Source organism: Chryseobacterium aurantiacum (assembly GCF_003020585.1).
Classification (GTDB): domain Bacteria; phylum Bacteroidota; class Bacteroidia; order Flavobacteriales; family Weeksellaceae; genus Chryseobacterium; species Chryseobacterium aurantiacum.
On the sequence record NZ_PXUE01000001.1, the window covers coordinates 359257 to 375880 of the forward strand.

Here is a 16624-nt window from a genome sequence, read left to right on the forward strand (position 1 = left end):
TAATTTTTTATTGCTGATCTTATTCATAACGAAGCAGATGCAAGACGTGGTATCTAAAGTGTTTTTAAATGTTTTGCTAAATAAGATAAGCTCTTTTTGTTGGAAATTGCAAAGACACCATTTTTTTAATGTCAGATGTTTTTAAGGTACAAAAATTTTATACTTCCTCTTTAAAAATTTAGGAATCATATAAATCTTTGCGCGTTCGTGATTTTCAACAGTTACTTTTAATGAAAATTTGAATTCTGAGTAATATTCAGATAATCTTTCAATACTTTCATTTGGTCTTTATTTCCTCTTTTAATTCTTGAGTCCCGGCTTACAAGGTTGTCATAGATTTTATTGAACAGTATTTTAGATTTTGGGAACAAATTTCTGTAGGAAGCCTCAGGAATTTGTAATCTTTTACAAACTTCATCATCCAATAAAAACCAGGTACAACAAATATGAAGATATCTCAGATTTTTCCTTTGGAATTCAAACTTTAAGATGGGATTTTCCAAAGATTCATTCAGTAAAGAATGAGCCAAAAGAACAGAGTCTTTATCAGACGGCGGCTGAAGAGAGGTCCATAAATAAAAATATTCTGTAGCCTGTTTTTTATCATCGGGTAGGAGTTGTTCCGGAATCCCAAGTAAATATCCAACATATTTCCATAAGTGAAAAATTCCCTGTTCTTCTTCTATAGAAAAGGTATTTCCTAATTTCTGAAGACTGTGGAGGAAAACAAGGCTGAAACCAATATAGGTAGCCATCATATCCCAGGAATTGATGGGCTCTCCCCAGTTTTCAGTATCCCAATCTTTATAATGCTTTTTAATGGAAAGCCTTGCGTAGGAATGAATCAAGCGGGTTTTTATGGCAAATTCATATCCTTTTGCATGAATTTCCAAAGCATCATAGCGAGTGGCATTTACCCAAAAATCCAAAGTTTCGGAAAGCCGTTTTACAGCTCCCTTTTTCAAAGCTTCTGTAACAATAAGGGGTTTGTTGAGATACGCGTAGTCATAACCTCCTATTAGACAATAATCCCTCAGGGAAATTAAGGAATCCAGATTGCTTCTCATACAGAGTTCTGCGCCGCTTTTTAATAGATTATAATCAAGCCAGTTTGGAATTTTCTGTGTTTGGGCAAAAAGGTTTTTTACACTTTCAGGAATGGAATCATTTTCAGAAACACCGTTTCGAATATAATGTTCAATTTCCCTTGAAGCTTCATGGAATTTTTTCGTAAAATAAACATCTTTTACAACTTCATCACCGGTTTCATCCACATGATAAAAGAAGGGAGCAAATTTTTCAAAATCCTGAAAGCTCACCTGAGCACCGGAAAATTCAATCAGTTGTTTCCCGTTCCCCTTTTCCCAAAAATTTCTAAAATGGGGAGAATCTTTAAACCGAGGTTGTATCATTGTTCATTCCTTTACAGATAAAAATACAAGTTTTACACCGAAATTCTCTGGTGAGATTTATCAGTTCAAAAAAAAATATCATAAGTATCCCCACTCAAAGGCCATTTTTATGAGTTCTGAACAATTTTTACAGTTAGATTTCCTCAAAATATTTTTTCTGTGTGTACGTACGGTCTCTTCTGAAATATTCAAAATTTCAGAAACTTTTCCGGCTGAGTATCCTTTTGCAATGTAAGTGATAATCTCAACTTCTCTTTTGGTAAAGGTAGCAGGGGTGGTCTGGAGTGCCTTATCATATTTCAACCATTGCATCTGATGAAAGTCTTCCCGCCCGTTGATACCGGAAATTAAGACGGTGTAAGAGTTTTGATGGGTAATATGCTCAATGTTGGTATGGATATTAATAGCCTGCAGAATTTTCCCGTATTCATCCCTAAATGTATGCAGGGACTGATGATGAAAAAGCTCATAGTTGCCTTTTGAGGTCTTCATCCGAAAACAATAGCTGAATTTCAGCTCGGGGAGATAGTCATTGGCTCCTATTTCTTTCATTTTATCCATGCACATTCTTTCGGCTTCCATCACAAATTCAAGATCATCGGGATGGATGAGGTCTATGATTTCCTTGAGGTGTACAGGATATTTACTTAATCCATGTATTTTCAGAATATCTTCATGATGGTTGTAAATAGTACTGTCTGCAAAGTTGATCACGTAATGATAAAACTGTCCCGGGGCAAAAACTTCTCCAATAATGCGCTCAACGGAGGGAACGGAGAGCATTGTTTTCTCATTCTGAAGAAGTTCCGGATACTTATTCCAGACTTTAGTGAGGGGATGCGGCTTTTTGGGCTGGGTTATAAATTTCTTATCCATGGTTAATGTTTTCATAAAATTAATAAAATTATGTTAAAAAAATACCCCTTTTGCGGTATTTCATTGAGTCTAAAACTATTGTAGCTTTATGTGAAACTAATGATCATGAAAGCTCAATTTCTGAAACTATCTGTTTTTACGGTTGAGGCTTTCTATTCTTTATTTCAATCAAAAAACTTTAACCTGAAAAACAAATAATCATGAAAACAAAAATTTTATTGCTGTTTCTGTTATTTCCTTTATCGGTACTTTATAGCCAAACTGTTGTTTATGATTTCTCGAGCGGAGAGTTTATAAACAAAGATCTTAAAGTAAAAAGAGGAAAACCTGTAAGTCTTAAAATACAAGGTATTAATCCATTTTTCTATGAGATTTTAATTAAGAGTGAGGATAAGGAAATATCTTATCAAAATACGGATGTAGAGGCTGCAAAGAAAACTTTGGATGAAATACAACAAAACAATTATTACAAGATGCAAGAAAGTTTTGTGTTTGAAGAGAGTTATGTAACCTTGTTATCACCCGGAAAAAGTTCTAATTCTAATCCTGAAATATTAAACCTCCAAAAAAAATATTTCAAATTAGATTCTTTAGATTTAAAAATTAAACAGTTTGAAAATGAAAGGAATAACCTGGCTGAGAAATTAAAAATGAATGAATCGTTAAGAGATGAAAATTATGAGAAAAATAAAAATTCTCTTCAGAATGAAATTGGGAATAAAAATAATGACATATATGCCAGTAATCAAAAAGCATTGAAAGTACAATATGAAATAAAACAATTGATTGGTAAATCAACAGATGCGGACGTGCTAAGGGAAAACATAAATAAAAGAATAAATAAACTCAATACAGCTTACAATAACTTTATAGATATATCCAGAGAGTTTATAAAACTTAATCAAAATTACAATAATTATATAGATAAGGTGATAAGTCCTGAACTTAGCCATGCTATGTATATGTCAATTATTAATAATCAGGAAGATAACGCACTTTACAAAAAATGTCAAAAAGACAACAATAATAAAGATTGTGAATTATTGAAAGGGAAGCGGGTTCCTATTGAAACTACATTTTTCCTTACCAAAGAAAATATAGATTATGCTTATGGGGTATTTAAAGTTTATCCAAAACTTTATCAGGAATTAATTACAAATGTTAATGATTTTATTTCCTTTCTGAATTATGATAACTTGAATTATTCTAGTGAAAATGATGTCCTAAGATCTGCGCTGACGAAAGATGTAGAACGAATTCAAAAGTCTATTAAAATAACAGATGATGTTATACAAAAAATAAATCTTTCAAAGAAATTGAATGAAGTAGAAATATTAGACAGGTTGCTTAGAGAGCCACAGACCTACGAATATGTTTCTGCTCCAATACAAGGAGAAGAAGATTACTTGGAATTTAATGTGGTAGTTAAAAGCAAAAGAAATCTTTCCAATACTTACCATATAAATAATGATAAAAGCTTCAGATATTTTGAGTATATAACTGGTGGTATTAGATTTGACTTTAGTGTAGGAACGGTATTTGATTTTGGAACAATTGATAAAAAGTATACTCTTGATTCCAGCAATCAAATTCAAAGATTAGATAATAATAAATATAACCCAACCATTGCAGGGATTTTTCATGCGAGCTTTAGAAATTCAACTGATTTTGCATGGGGAGTTTCTTTAGGAGCTTCATTTACTACAGGTCTTAGCTTTAATTCAATCTTTCCAGGCGTTAGTCTTCTTATGGGAAAAAGAAATAAAATAATTCTAACAGCAGGACCTTCTTTTCGAATGGTAGATGAGCTTAAGGCTAATTATCAGGAAGGAATGCAGCTCAATAATTCTTTGGCAGATGAAGATCTTCTTACTAGAAATTTCAAAATTGGTGGATTTGTAGGATTATCTTATAATCTTACTCCAAAACAAAAAGATACTTTAAAACTAAAATAAATTACTAAATAAAAAAACCTTCCCATCGGGAAGGTTTTATATTACAGATTGCTTATTACTTAATTATAAAGAAGCAGCGTGTACAAGCATATCAACTAACTTGTTAGAGTAACCCATTTCGTTGTCATACCAAGAAACAAGTTTCACGAAGTTAGGAGAAAGCATAATACCAGCATCTTTGTCGAAGATAGAAGTTCTCTTATCTCCTACGAAGTCCTGAGATACTACTGCATCTTCAGTATATCCTAGGATACCTTTCAATTCACCTTCAGAAGCTTCTTTGATAGCAGCACAGATCTCATCGTAAGAAGTAGCTTTTTCTAATCTTACAGTAAGGTCAACTACAGAAACGTCTACAGTAGGTACTCTGAAAGACATACCTGTTAATTTACCGTTTAATGAAGGAATTACTTTTCCTACCGCTTTAGCAGCACCTGTAGAAGAAGGGATGATGTTGTTAAGAGCAGCTCTACCACCTCTCCAGTCTTTCATTGAAGGACCGTCAACAGTTTTTTGAGTAGCTGTTGTAGCGTGTACAGTTGTCATTAAACCTTCTGCAATTCCGAATTTATCGTGGATAACTTTAGCTAAAGGCGCTAAACAGTTGGTAGTACAAGAAGCATTTGATAAAATTTTGATATCATCAGTAAGTTCCTTGTGGTTTACCCCCATTACGAACATTGGAGTATCATCTTTAGAAGGAGCAGAAAGAATTACTTTCTTAGCACCTGCATTAATGTGAGCCTGAGCAGAATCTTTAGATAAGAAAAGACCTGTAGATTCTACGATATAATCAGCACCAATTTCGTTCCACTTTAGGTTGTTAGGATCTTTTTCAGCAGTTACTCTGATTCTTTTCCCGTTTACTACAAGATCATTTCCTTCTACAGAAACCTCACCTGGGAAAACACCATGTACAGAATCATATTTTAACATGTAAGCCATGTATTCTGCATTGATTAGGTCATTGATTCCTACAACTTCAATGTTGTCTCTTTCAGTCATTGCTCTGAAAACAAGACGTCCAATTCTACCAAAACCGTTGATACCTACTTTAATTGTTGACATAATAGTTTGTTTTTATTAGATTTATAAAAATAATTAGATTGCTAAAATTTCTGAAATCAGCATTAGATCCTTGTTGATTTCGTTATGTTTTTTAATGGCTTCTTCAATAGGTGTATATACCACATCGTTGGAACGCATTCCTGCCATTACATTGGTTTGTCCATCCATTAATCCTACTACTGCACCATATCCAAGTCTGCTTGCCAATACTCTGTCTGCACAACTAGGAGAACCTCCTCTTTGGATATGACCTAATACAGCAATACGAATATCATATTGTGGAAACTCTTCTTTTGTACTGTTGGCAATATCATAAATACTACCTAGTTTCTCACCCTCTGCCACAACTACAATACTGGAAGCTTTTCCTGTTTTTTCAGCCTTTCTGAAGTTCGAGAAAAGATCCTGTAAGCTGTCCTTCTTTTCAGGAATAAGAATATCCAGGGCACCTGTTGCCAATCCACTGTTTAAAGCAATAAATCCTGCATCACGGCCCATCACCTCTACAAAGAAAACTCTATTGTGAGAAGTTGCCGTATCACGGATTTTATCAATGGCTTCCATAGCAGTATTCAACGCGGTATCATATCCTATGGTGTTATCCGTTCCGAAAATATCATTGTCGATCGTTCCCGGAATACCAATAACCCTGATTCCAAATTCTTCACTGAAGATCTTTGCTCCGGTAAAAGTTCCGTCTCCACCAATACATACCAATCCGTCGATACCAAACTTTACGCAGTTATCGTAGGCTTTCTGACGCCCTTCCTTGGTTCTGAATTCAGCGGATCTGGCAGACTTTAGAATGGTTCCACCTTGGTTGATTATATTTTTTACAGAACGGGCTCCCATTTTAAGGAAATCATTGCTGATAAGGCCATTGTAGCCTTCCCTTACTCCGTAACATTCAATATTATAGTAATTAGCGGTTCTTACCACCGCTCTTAATGCAGCATTCATACCTGGAGAATCACCTCCCGAAGTAAGAACTGCAATCTTTTTTACAGCACTCTCTTTCATCTAGTAAAAAATTTCGAACACAAATTTACAAAAACAAGTTCAGATTATCATAGTAACTTTTCAATAGTTTTGAATATAAATAATTAAAAGCTTCTGAAGTTTGTCGGTTTGAAAATATACCGCGCCGTTTTGGTTTCCTGTTCATTGATATCAAGATCATACCATGGCGAAATATTCTTATTAAAAGGATTAGACAGAAGATGAATAGACTGAGCCGGAGTAAATCCCTCACCTAATAAAAATATTTTTTTTCCATCTTTATTTTTAGAAACCCCTGCAATGAAGACGATATGGCCCGGACTTCCGGGAGTAATCAGAATGTCTCCTGTTTTTAAATCTGAATTTTGAATGACCGGCTTAGTTTCCTTGTTAAGAGAAATAGTTCCTGCATAGTTAAAGATCAAATCCAGATAATTTCTGAAGCCATGATAAGAATCATCAAATGCTGACATTTTTCTGAAGCTTACAGAATTTCCGTTAACGATGGCTCTTGTTCCATTTTTATAGTCATTCCAGCTCAGGAGGTCACCGCTCGTGAAGTGAAACTTAATTTCATCAAACCTCTTCATCTTATATAAATATTCAGCTCTTAAACGGATAACAGCATCAGCACACTGCTGCAAATCTTTACTTCCAGTATCAATATCAAAAATAGCTTCGTGAAGATGTTGCGTGGCAATAGGAGAACCATCATATTTTAAAATTTGACTTCCATAGGGCTTCAACTTAAAATTTTCAATAAAATATCCAAAAGAATCAGATTTTTCATCTACCCATTCGTAACCTTTAGGAGGTGAAAATCGTTCTCTGATGGTATTTTTATCCTTATTGATTTGTACTGAACTTTCCTGATGTAGATCTTTTGTTTCCTGAGAAGTAAGGCCCGATGGAGACTTATCTTTGGTACAGCCTGATAGAACAATGGCGATAACCATTCCGGAAATAATTTTTTTCATATTCATTTGATTCAATTACAAATATGAGGTTTTTTGTAATATGTATGATAGAAAATATTTTTTTTTAGAATTTTTTTTGCCTGAAAATCAGTTTAATCACCAAAAATAAAATTATTCACTAAGTTCTTCTTCTGGAATCAGTAGTTTTCCCCAATCATTCAACTGCCAAAGAATGGCAACAAGCTTTTCACCCAGATCCGTAAGAGTATATTCAACTCTGGGCGGAAGTTCATTAAAGGAATGCTTCGTAAGAATGCCATCTTCAACCATTTCAGTAAGTTGCTGATTAAGTACTCGTCTGTCTACCTTGGCAATTCCACGTAAAAATTCACTGGGACGTTTCTTTCCCTCATTGATCTGCCAAACAATGGGAATTTTCCACTTTCCACTGATGGTATTAACGGCAACTTCCAATGGACAGATTTTATTTTCTTCAGCTCTTTCCTTTATTTTCATAAAATTGACTTTTTGATCCCTATGGGTTAAAAATATGCGGTATTGCCTATTTCTAAAGGCTTTTAGACCTTTGTAAAAATAATAAATTAAAAACAATGAATACTACTTTGGCCATGCAGATAGAGCAATTGAATAGAGAATTTTCATCACAACTTCCAAATGAAATAGTAGAAACATTTGGACAATCTATTGAGGATTTAAAAAACAAGAAGATCGAGGAACATAGCATTCAGATTGGTGAGGAAATACCGGAGTTTTCCCTGCTAAACCCACGAGGAGAAATAATAAATTCTATGGAAATTTCTAAGAATAGAAAAATGATTTTGGCCTTTTACAGAGGAAGCTGGTGTCCTTACTGCAATTTGGAATTAAAATTTTTGCAGGATAATCTTTCAAGAATAAAAGATAAAAATACTGTACTGATAGCCATTTCTCCCCAAAATATTGATCATTCATTTAATATGACTGAAAAAAATAGCCTGGAGTTTGAAGTTTTGACGGATACTGATAATCATTTTGCTGAAAAATTGGGGATTGTTTTTCAATTACAGGATTTTGTACTTCCCTATTATCAAAGTCTGGGCATTGATCTTTCAGATTACAATAAAAACACCAACCACAAATTACCGGTTCCTGCTGTTTTTGTAGTTGATGAAAATAAAGTGGTTACCTATAAATTTTTAGATGTAAATTACATGAACAGAGTAGATGTAGAAGAATTAATAAGTGCGCTATGACAGAAAAACGAAAAGGAGCACGCTCCATCAAAGATATTCCCGCTGATATTTTGATACAATTAAATAGAGGTGAAATAGAAACCGCCAATCTTACAGAATGGCTGGCCGTAGATCAAAAGCTCTTGCTGGAAAATTTATTGTACCAGAATAACCGGACAGAATATTTAAAACCTATTCTGAAAAAAGTTGAGGAACTGAAAAAGCAGACAGTCAATACAGTTAATGAAACCATTGGAACTGGAATTCTGGAATTTGCACTCAAAAATACGGATGAAGATTTTCTGCTCAACCTATCAACACATCCTGCTGATTTGGTACGTTGCTGGGCTGCTTACACGGTGGGAAGAAACCCTGCTTTTAACATGAAAGATAAGCTCGAACGAATCCAGATGTTTGCTTCGGATCATCATTTTGGAGTACGGGAAATTTGTTGGATGACGCTAAGGCCGGATATTTCAAAAAACCTTACAGAAAGCCTTTCAATCTTGTCAGAATGGACGCTGCACAAAGATGAAAATGTAAGACGTTTTGCAAGTGAATCCACCAGGCCAAGAGGAGTGTGGTGTGAACATATCCTGGAATTAAAACAAAATCCAGGATTAGCATTGGAAATTTTAGAACCCTTGAAATCTGATTCCTCGAGATATGTACAGGACAGCGTGGGGAACTGGCTAAATGATGCAAGTAAATCACAGCCTGAATTTGTCATAGAAACCTGTGATGATTGGCTTAGAGAAAGTAATACAAAAGAAACCAATTATATTGTCAAAAAAGCACTTCGTACCATTCGTAAATAAAAGTTATCCACAAACTCAAAAAAAGCAATTGAAATTTTCTCTTTGGTTGCTGCCATTTCACTGGATAAATATGATCTCGATTTTTCCTCAGCGGACAGGATTTATCAAAGTTTTAAAAAAGAAAATAAGCCTGAAATCTGATGAATTATTCTCCTAAAAAGTTATCCACAATATGAAATTGTAGATTAATAACTCTTATATCTTTCATTAATTGAATAAGTTACGGAATATCTTTGTAAAAGGTGTTTCTGAGAATTAGTCTAATTTTTTGATCGAAAAAAGTTATCCACAATATGGAAATATGGATTAATTTTTTTTTCCATCGATTCAAAATTTCATTGTAATAAATATGATTTTTATTTTTTCTTCTGTAGGCAGTATTTTTCAAAATTTTAAAAAGAAAAAAAGCGTAAAACGAGCTCAATTATCCTACGAAAAAGTTATCCACAATATGGGATTGTAGATTAATAACTCTTATATCTTTCATCCATTGAGTGAGTTACGGAATGTCTTTGTAAAAGGTGTTTCTGAGTATTAGTCTAATTTTTGGTCTGAAAAAGTTATCCACAATATGGAAATATGGATTAAGGTTCTTCCATCGGTTTAAAAATTTAATTGAGATAATTTTATTTTTTCTTCTGCGGTAATATTTTTCAAAATTTTAAAAAGAAAAAAGCGTAAAACGAGCTCAATTATCCTACGAAAAAGTTATCCACAATATGGGATTGTAGATTAATAACTCTTATATCTTTCATCTATTGAGTGAGTTACGGAATGTCTTTGTAAAAGGTGTTTCTGAGAATTAGCCTGATTTTTGATCGAAAAAAGTTATCCACAATATGAGAATATGGATTAAAACTCTCAGATCGGTTTACAAATATTACAGAGTAATTGGAGAAAGGATTTTAGTATAATTGACCTTTACCATTTTTCAGTCAAATATTTCCAATATCTCTTGGGAACATGCTGAATATGTAGTTTCAAATTCTTTCGTTCCACAATATTGGTCTTTGTAAAATACCTCTTCCAAAGCGTTTGATAGTTTTTCTCATCATCATGGAATTTATCCTGATATCTATTTAAGTCTAATTTTTCCTCTGGATAAAAGAAATCACAGTTTTCAAGATCATACAGAATTCCATAGTTTCTACGCAGATCGTAGATCATCCATTTCTGATCCTGATATCGATCCTTAAAATGCTTTCTGATTAAAGGAAGAACATTGAAGTCAGGATCAATTTTTGAGAAAAAAAAATTATCCTGCATTTTTTCAAAACGAACAAACGCTGTCATTCGGTGGCTTTCCCTACCCACGGATTTGCAAATCTTTGAGACTTTCAGAATATCTTCATCAGCAAAGTTTTCCAGAATGTTTTCTGTGGGCTGTTTTATAGACTGTCTTACAACAGATAGAATTATCTTTTCGAGTTCAGAATCCTCCGATAAAAAAACTTTTAAAAGATTATAAATGCCTTGTTTTCCAAGATTTTGTTCTAGTTTATTTAAAACCCTTTCAGATTTATTGTTTTGGGTAATTACTTCATGGATCTCAGCAAAAATATTTTCCTGATGAAATCTTTCCCTGCTTACCATTTCCACATCCTGATAACGGTATTCAAAAACTTCAAATATCGCTGTGAAAAGGCCATCAAAACTTCCGTCGTAGAGTAGGGTTGTCATAGTTTGATTTGAAAGAGTAACAATTTTGTTGCTTTGCTATTTTTTATAGCAGATTAATTTCAATTCATTTTCGTCTGACTCCAAACAAAACTCACCAATGTTTTGTATAATTATGGAAATCTTTTCTAGATCCTGATAGGAACTTGAATCAATAACTCTAGGGAAAGAAAGAAATTCTATTTCATTGAATTGTAGAGGTTCTCCAAAAGAATTATTGAGCTCGAATCCTGCATGCCAGTATTCAAATCCATAAGAAGGGTTGTCTGCTATGTATAATTCTCCCATATTCTCATGCTGAATCTTTTTAAAGAAAATTTTTTGAACAGTTTCATTGTTATCAACTAATGTATCAATTAGTCTTACCCATTTTGAATTAGACATTAGAGGTTGAGAAAACTTGATAACTTCTTTTTCAATTTCTCTCTTCCATTGCTCACCGGAATGTATAGTTTTTTTTGTGCTCATCTTTAAAATAAACTTAATTGCTGTGAAAACTGATTGTGAAATTTAGAAGAGCTTCCACCTACTAATAATTTTCTGAAGTTTTTATCCGTTAAATATTTCAAATAGGCGTTCCCTGTATTAAAGTCAATAAAATACTTTGCCCGGTTTACAGCAGTTCCTAGTTTTTTCAGGTGGTCCATATTTAAAATCTGAAAACGCCTTGCACTTACTATTTTTTGTGCTGATTTTACCCCGATCCCCGGGATTCTTAAAATCATCTGGTAATCCGCCGTCTGAATATTCACAGGAAACTGATCCAGGTGTCTAAGTGCCCAGCTCAACTTGGGATCCATTTCCAGATCAAGAAATGGAACACTCGGATCCAGAATCTCTTCGGCCTTAAATCCGTAAAATCTCATCAGCCAATCCGACTGGTACAAACGGTTTTCGCGTAACATTGGTACCTCTGTAGTTAAAGATGGAAGTCTTTTATCCTCTAAAACGGGAACATATCCTGAATAATAAACTCTTTTAAGATTAAAATTCTTGTAAAAATGATCAGCAACCTTAATGATTTGCAGGTCATTTTCCTGAGTAGCACCCACAATCATCTGAGTAGATTGTCCTGCCGGAGCAAACTTCGGAACTGTTCTGAAAAGTTTTTTTTCATCCTTATACTGATCAATTCCTTTTTGAATATATCGCATCGGGCTAATCATGTCCTGCCTGTTTTTTTCCGGAGCCAAAAGTTTTAATCCACTTTCTGTAGGAATTTCAAGATTAACAGATAGTCTGTCTGCATATAACGCTGCTTCCTGCATAAGTTCATCACTCGCCCCCGGAATAGATTTTAAGTGAATATACCCATTGAAGTTTTCTTCAAGACGAAGTTTTTTAGCAACCCTTACTAGGCGTTCCATTGTAGTATCAGCATTCTTGAAGATTCCGGAACTCAGAAAGAGGCCCTCAATATAATTTCTACGGTAAAAATTAATTGTTAAATCTACAACTTCCTCTACTGTAAATGCTGCCCTTTTAATATCATTTGAACTTCGGGATACACAGTAAGCACAATCATAGATGCAGTGGTTGGTCAATAAAATCTTCAGAAGAGACACACATCTTCCGTCTTCCGTATAAGTATGACAAATCCCGCTTACGGAACTGTCTCCTAAAGCCCCTTTTTTATTTTTTCTTGTTCCTCCGCTGGAAGAACAGGAAACATCATATTTTGCAGCATCAGCAAGGATTTCAAGCTTTTCTTTAAGGCGGTCAAAGTTCATGCTTTTAAAGGTGTGTTATATTTTGTATCTAAATATGGCTCAAAATTAGTTCCAAAATTGATAAATATCAATATTTTTTCATAGAAGTTATCAACAAAATAAAACCTCAAAATCATTATATTTACGGCTCATTAAAGTTTATATTATGAATCATAAACCAATCGAAGGTTTTTCCAAGCTTCCAAAGCAAGGGAAAATCGACTGGCTCGTAAACGAATACCTTGAAGGAAATCAGGAATATCAAAATATATTAAAGCAATATTGGAATGAAGATGCAGACCTTCAGAAACTTCACGATGAGTTTTCTGAAAATACGATTTCCAATTTTTATATGCCTTATGGTATTGCTCCGAACTTTTTAATTGACGGAAAGCTGGTAGCACTTCCAATGGCTGTTGAAGAAAGTTCTGTAGTGGCTGCAGCCTCTAAGGCCGCAAAATTCTGGATTGATAAGGGAGGTTTTAAAACAACTATTATCAATACTGAAAAATTAGGACATACCCATTTTATTTTCAATGTAGAATCTCACAAGCTGCTACATTTCTTTAATTTCAGTTTAAAGAAAAAGCTTTTGGAGACAACAGACGATATCACTGCCAATATGAGAAAACGTGGCGGCGGAATCCTGAATATAAGCCTGGTTGATAAAACGGCGGAAATGGCCAATTACTACCAGTTGAAAGCCAGCTTTGATACGGTAGACTCAATGGGAGCCAACTTTATCAATTCTTGTCTTGAACAGTTTGGAAAAACGCTAAGACAGGAAGTGGCTACCAGCGAAGACTTTACTCAGGAGGAGAAAAATTCATTGCAGATTGTAATGAACATTCTTTCCAACTTTACCCCTGATTGTATTGTAAGAGCTGAGGTATCTTGTAAAATGGAGGATTTAAAGGATGACAGCGGAATTTCCCCTGAAGAATTTGCTTCTAAATTTAAGCAAGCCGTTACCATAGCAGAAATTGAACCTTACCGTGCAACCACACACAATAAAGGGGTGATGAATGGGGTAGATGCTGTAGTCATTGCAACCGGAAATGACTTTAGAGCAACAGAAGCGTGTGCCCATGCTTATGCTGCAAGAGACGGACAATACAGATCGTTAACTCATTGTACAACAGATAACGGAGTTTTCAGATTCTGGATTGATCTTCCCATTTCTGTAGGAGTAGTAGGCGGGTTAACCAATCTTCACCCATTGGTAAAATTCTCTTTGGCTTTACTTGGAAAACCATCTGCTCAGGAATTAATGAGTATTCTGGCTGTTTCTGGATTAGCCCAAAACTTCGGAGCATTGCGTTCATTGGTAACAACTGGTATTCAGAAGGGGCACATGAAGATGCACTTATTGAATATCTTAAACCAATTGGGTGCTACAGAAGAGGAAAAGCAACATTTTGTGACCTACTTTAAAGATAAAACAGTGAGCCACCACGAGGTGATCAATGAGTTTAACAGAGTGAGAGGAAACTAATGCTACAGATTATCCTACCTCTTATATTTCTTGCTTTTGGATTCTTTTTAAAAAAGACGACACTAGAGGGATTTAAAAGTTCCAAGAGATTTGCCAATATGTTTATCATACTGGGGATTTCTACATTGGTTGCCAAGTTTATTTTAATATACTTAAAATCAAAATAGTGAAAAATAGTATTTTATTTTTTCTGTTGATTTCCGGCTTAAGTTTTTCACAGCAGAAGAATGTAAAGATTAGCAACTTGCCGCCCAAAACAGAGGATTCTACTTTCCCGGTAATCTCTTATGCTGAGAATCCGGTAGTGGAACATAAAATTAATACTTTTTTGCAGGTCGATGAACTGGAATATATTCCGAATTCAGGAGGCAACCCTTTTAAGTTGGTTTCTACAGGAACAACTTCTTACTCCAACTACGTTTATTTCTATAGCTGGAAAAAACTGGAAACACCCAAAAATATTCTAAGTATTGGTTTGGATGGAGAAGCTTCCGGAGCGTATCCTGAAGGTTTTTCAGACTGGAAAAATTTTGATCTGAGAACAGGGAATTTTATCAATGCTCAGGATTTGTTTCAGCCTAGTTCAGTGAAAATTGTTGAAAAGATCCTTCAGCAAAAAGTAAAAAAAAGGGTAGATGACTATCTTAAAGAATTAAAATCTCAGAAAAACAGGACAGAGGAAACAGAAGAGCAGATCGGGATGTATGAAGGATGTTTCACAGAGCAATCTCTGGACGATATCAGATACTATTTTGGAAAAGATAAAATAACATTTGTGGCAGGAAGATGTTCCAACCACGCAATGAGAGCCTTGGATGATCTGGATAGCCATGAGATTGAAATACCCTATAAGGACCTGAATAAATATTGGAGTTCCTATGCTCAAAATTTAATTTCAGGTTCTGACAAAACAGATAAAACAAGTTTCCGAAATAAGCTGTACAAAGGAAAAATTGATGGGAAGTATCCCGTTACCGTTCTCATCAAGCGTTTTTATCCTGACAGTGATAATTCCGGAATGAGTTCCTTTAATGCTGAATATTGGTATGATAAAAATAAAAAGCTGATTAAGTGGGACGGACAATTGAAAGGAAATCATATTTCTATCACTGAAAACGACCGTTATGATGATGCCTCAAGCCAGTGGATTCCAAGAGCATTCGTTGAAGCTGAAATGAATGGAAACAAAATTATCGGAACCTGGCAGGATTATAAAACAAAAAAATATTTAACCCTAGAATTAGAAGAGTTATAAAATGAAAACAATTACCCTTATTTTTGGAGCTGTTTACGGAATGCTTTCTGTAATCCTTGGCGCATTCGGAGCGCATGCATTAAAGAAAATATTATCCGTAGAAAGACTGGAAAGTTTTGAAACCGGAGTAAGATACCAGATGTACGCAGCATTCTTTCTGCTCATCATTGGATATATTTTAAAATTTGAAACATCCACAGAAAAATGGACTTCAATTTTAATGATTGCAGGAACATTATTATTCTCAGTAAGCATCTATTTTCTTAGTTTACAGGATTATTTGGGAGCAAATCTTAAATTTTTCGGCCCTATTACTCCACTTGGAGGATTATTGATGATCCTGAGCTGGGGAATGTTGATTCTTTATTTTGCTAAAAATAGAATTTAATAGCGCAATTCAGGCAAAAAAAGGATTTACAATATATTATGTAGATTGCTTACAGAAAAATAAAACCATGAATCATTGTTTTTTATTACTTGTTATTGCTCTCACGATTTCTTGTATAAGTGTTCAAAAAATAAATGCACAAGGCAATAAATTGCTAAACAGAAATATTTTAGTAGAAATAAAAGATATACAAAAGTGTTTTTCGGATAGCATTAAACGGTATGATTACAAAAAAGATGAGGCTTTATATGCTCAAAAGTATAAACTTTTTTATGGTGAAAAATTAAAAAATCTGAAAGATTTATATCAAAGCATCTATGACAAAGAGGCAATAATTGGAAAAATAGATCCCAACCTATCATTTAAAGCAACCAACGGATTACAGATCGAAAGCAACGTACCCCAAGCAAAGGGTATCCCTCTGGAATCAGAGAAAAAGAAATCTGTTGATATTGCTGAGGTTGAAAATTATCAACAACTTGCCGAGTTGAAAAAACAGCTGACAGTGAATTTTCCTGTTTATTTAATGGAAGATTTTCCCGGCGGAATCTATCGTTGTAAGTTGAATTTTACAATTGATGTTGATGGGAAGTTCAAAAAAGTAAAGTATAGTGAGTCATCTGATACAGAATTTAGTATCATCAGCGGATTGTTCCTATATGCCATTGGCGGTTTGGAAAAACCTTTGATTTATAAAGGCAAACCAATTATACAAACCTTTGCACAACCTATTGTATTAACATTCGAATAAATAAAGAGTATACTGTAAAAGCTCTTATTATCAGTAAAGACAAATGATGAGGTACTTTTACTATTTTAAAAT

The 16624-nt window shown here is 34.2% G+C and carries 16 protein-coding genes; 7 read left to right on the forward strand and 9 right to left on the reverse strand.

Annotation, left to right across the window (positions count from 1 at the left end; all coding sequences use genetic code 11):
* Positions 1-227: 227 nt before the first annotated feature.
* Positions 228-1412: an oxygenase MpaB family protein gene (locus C7D53_RS01610; protein WP_106914658.1), complete on the reverse strand. Its 1185-nt coding sequence runs from the start codon at positions 1410-1412 to the stop codon at positions 228-230.
* A 78-nt stretch (positions 1413-1490) separates the two neighbouring features.
* Positions 1491-2288, reverse strand: coding sequence for a response regulator transcription factor (locus C7D53_RS01615; RefSeq protein ID WP_106915543.1), 798 nt, complete (start codon positions 2286-2288; stop codon positions 1491-1493).
* 200 nt (positions 2289-2488) lie between these two features.
* Here C7D53_RS01615 and C7D53_RS01620 point away from each other — a divergent pair, with 200 nt between their 5' ends.
* On the forward strand, positions 2489-4243 hold the full coding sequence (locus C7D53_RS01620) for a hypothetical protein (RefSeq protein WP_106914659.1): 1755 nt from the start codon (positions 2489-2491) through the stop codon (positions 4241-4243).
* A gap of 63 nt (positions 4244-4306) precedes the next feature.
* Here the strand turns inward: C7D53_RS01620 and gap are convergent, their stop codons facing one another.
* From gap to C7D53_RS01640, 4 genes are all read right to left on the reverse strand, one after another.
* Positions 4307-5311 carry a type I glyceraldehyde-3-phosphate dehydrogenase gene (gene gap, locus C7D53_RS01625; protein WP_106914660.1) on the reverse strand — a complete coding sequence of 335 codons (1005 nt, stop codon included), beginning with the start codon at positions 5309-5311 and terminating at the stop codon, positions 4307-4309.
* Between the two features lie 33 nt (positions 5312-5344).
* Entirely contained in the window at positions 5345-6331 is a 987-nt protein-coding gene (gene pfkA, locus C7D53_RS01630) for a 6-phosphofructokinase (RefSeq protein WP_076354621.1), read from the reverse strand.
* Positions 6332-6414: 83 nt separating this feature from the next.
* On the reverse strand, positions 6415-7287 hold the full coding sequence (locus C7D53_RS01635) for a DUF4846 domain-containing protein (RefSeq protein WP_106914661.1): 873 nt from the start codon (positions 7285-7287) through the stop codon (positions 6415-6417).
* Between the two features lie 111 nt (positions 7288-7398).
* The gene (locus tag C7D53_RS01640) at positions 7399-7743 is read right to left on the reverse strand and encodes a winged helix-turn-helix transcriptional regulator (RefSeq protein ID WP_106914662.1); all 345 of its coding nucleotides are present in this window, start codon (positions 7741-7743) and stop codon (positions 7399-7401) included.
* 95 nt (positions 7744-7838) lie between these two features.
* Between C7D53_RS01640 and C7D53_RS01645 the strand changes: the two genes are divergently transcribed.
* Together C7D53_RS01645 and C7D53_RS01650 are read left to right on the forward strand one after the other, a co-directional pair.
* The gene (locus C7D53_RS01645; RefSeq protein WP_106914663.1) at positions 7839-8480 is read left to right on the forward strand and encodes a peroxiredoxin-like family protein; all 642 of its coding nucleotides are present in this window, start codon (positions 7839-7841) and stop codon (positions 8478-8480) included.
* Entirely contained in the window at positions 8477-9277 is an 801-nt protein-coding gene (locus C7D53_RS01650; protein WP_106914664.1) for a DNA alkylation repair protein, read from the forward strand. The genes C7D53_RS01645 and C7D53_RS01650 overlap by 4 nt, the downstream gene beginning before the upstream one ends.
* Positions 9278-10198: 921 nt before the next feature.
* Here C7D53_RS01650 and C7D53_RS01655 read toward each other — a convergent pair.
* From C7D53_RS01655 to C7D53_RS01665, 3 genes are read right to left on the reverse strand one after another with little or no spacing between them, the layout of a single operon-like run.
* Positions 10199-10957, reverse strand: a complete 759-nt coding sequence (locus tag C7D53_RS01655; protein ID WP_106914665.1) for a TIGR03915 family putative DNA repair protein — start codon at positions 10955-10957, stop codon at positions 10199-10201.
* 36 nt (positions 10958-10993) lie between these two features.
* A complete protein-coding gene (locus C7D53_RS01660; RefSeq protein WP_106914666.1) occupies positions 10994-11422 on the reverse strand; it encodes a hypothetical protein in 429 nt (142 codons plus the stop codon).
* Between the two features lie 2 nt (positions 11423-11424).
* Positions 11425-12684 (reverse strand): putative DNA modification/repair radical SAM protein, encoded by a 1260-nt coding sequence (locus C7D53_RS01665; protein WP_106914667.1) that lies wholly within the window; start codon positions 12682-12684, stop codon positions 11425-11427.
* A gap of 145 nt (positions 12685-12829) precedes the next feature.
* Between C7D53_RS01665 and C7D53_RS01670 the strand changes: the two genes are divergently transcribed.
* The 4 genes from C7D53_RS01670 to C7D53_RS01685 all read left to right on the forward strand — a co-directional run bounded on the left by C7D53_RS01670 (position 12830) and on the right by C7D53_RS01685 (position 16552).
* Positions 12830-14158, forward strand: coding sequence for a hydroxymethylglutaryl-CoA reductase, degradative (locus C7D53_RS01670; RefSeq protein ID WP_106914668.1), 1329 nt, complete (start codon positions 12830-12832; stop codon positions 14156-14158).
* A gap of 166 nt (positions 14159-14324) precedes the next feature.
* Positions 14325-15413 (forward strand): hypothetical protein, encoded by a 1089-nt coding sequence (locus tag C7D53_RS01675; RefSeq protein WP_106914669.1) that lies wholly within the window; start codon positions 14325-14327, stop codon positions 15411-15413.
* A gap of 1 nt (position 15414) precedes the next feature.
* Entirely contained in the window at positions 15415-15801 is a 387-nt protein-coding gene (locus C7D53_RS01680; protein ID WP_106914670.1) for a DUF423 domain-containing protein, read from the forward strand.
* Positions 15782-16552 carry a hypothetical protein gene (locus C7D53_RS01685; protein WP_106914671.1) on the forward strand — a complete coding sequence of 257 codons (771 nt, stop codon included), beginning with the start codon at positions 15782-15784 and terminating at the stop codon, positions 16550-16552. Before C7D53_RS01680 ends, C7D53_RS01685 begins: the two co-directional genes overlap by 20 nt.
* Positions 16553-16624 lie beyond the last annotated feature (72 nt).

Excerpts from the sequence above, each read along its gene's own strand:
- C7D53_RS01610 (WP_106914658.1), bottom strand. The coding sequence starts at position 1,412 with ATGATACAACCTCGGTTTAAAGATTCTCCCCATTTTAGAAATTTTTGG.
- C7D53_RS01615 (WP_106915543.1), bottom strand. The coding sequence starts at position 2,288 with ATGGATAAGAAATTTATAACCCAGCCCAAAAAGCCGCATCCCCTCACT.
- C7D53_RS01620 (WP_106914659.1), top strand. The coding sequence starts at position 2,489 with ATGAAAACAAAAATTTTATTGCTGTTTCTGTTATTTCCTTTATCGGTA.
- gap (WP_106914660.1), bottom strand. The coding sequence starts at position 5,311 with ATGTCAACAATTAAAGTAGGTATCAACGGTTTTGGTAGAATTGGACGT.
- pfkA (WP_076354621.1), bottom strand. The coding sequence starts at position 6,331 with ATGAAAGAGAGTGCTGTAAAAAAGATTGCAGTTCTTACTTCGGGAGGT.
- C7D53_RS01635 (WP_106914661.1), bottom strand. The coding sequence starts at position 7,287 with ATGAAAAAAATTATTTCCGGAATGGTTATCGCCATTGTTCTATCAGGC.
- C7D53_RS01640 (WP_106914662.1), bottom strand. The coding sequence starts at position 7,743 with ATGAAAATAAAGGAAAGAGCTGAAGAAAATAAAATCTGTCCATTGGAA.
- C7D53_RS01645 (WP_106914663.1), top strand. The coding sequence starts at position 7,839 with ATGAATACTACTTTGGCCATGCAGATAGAGCAATTGAATAGAGAATTT.
- C7D53_RS01650 (WP_106914664.1), top strand. The coding sequence starts at position 8,477 with ATGACAGAAAAACGAAAAGGAGCACGCTCCATCAAAGATATTCCCGCT.
- C7D53_RS01655 (WP_106914665.1), bottom strand. The coding sequence starts at position 10,957 with ATGACAACCCTACTCTACGACGGAAGTTTTGATGGCCTTTTCACAGCG.
- C7D53_RS01660 (WP_106914666.1), bottom strand. The coding sequence starts at position 11,422 with ATGAGCACAAAAAAAACTATACATTCCGGTGAGCAATGGAAGAGAGAA.
- C7D53_RS01665 (WP_106914667.1), bottom strand. The coding sequence starts at position 12,684 with ATGAACTTTGACCGCCTTAAAGAAAAGCTTGAAATCCTTGCTGATGCT.
- C7D53_RS01670 (WP_106914668.1), top strand. The coding sequence starts at position 12,830 with ATGAATCATAAACCAATCGAAGGTTTTTCCAAGCTTCCAAAGCAAGGG.
- C7D53_RS01680 (WP_106914670.1), top strand. The coding sequence starts at position 15,415 with ATGAAAACAATTACCCTTATTTTTGGAGCTGTTTACGGAATGCTTTCT.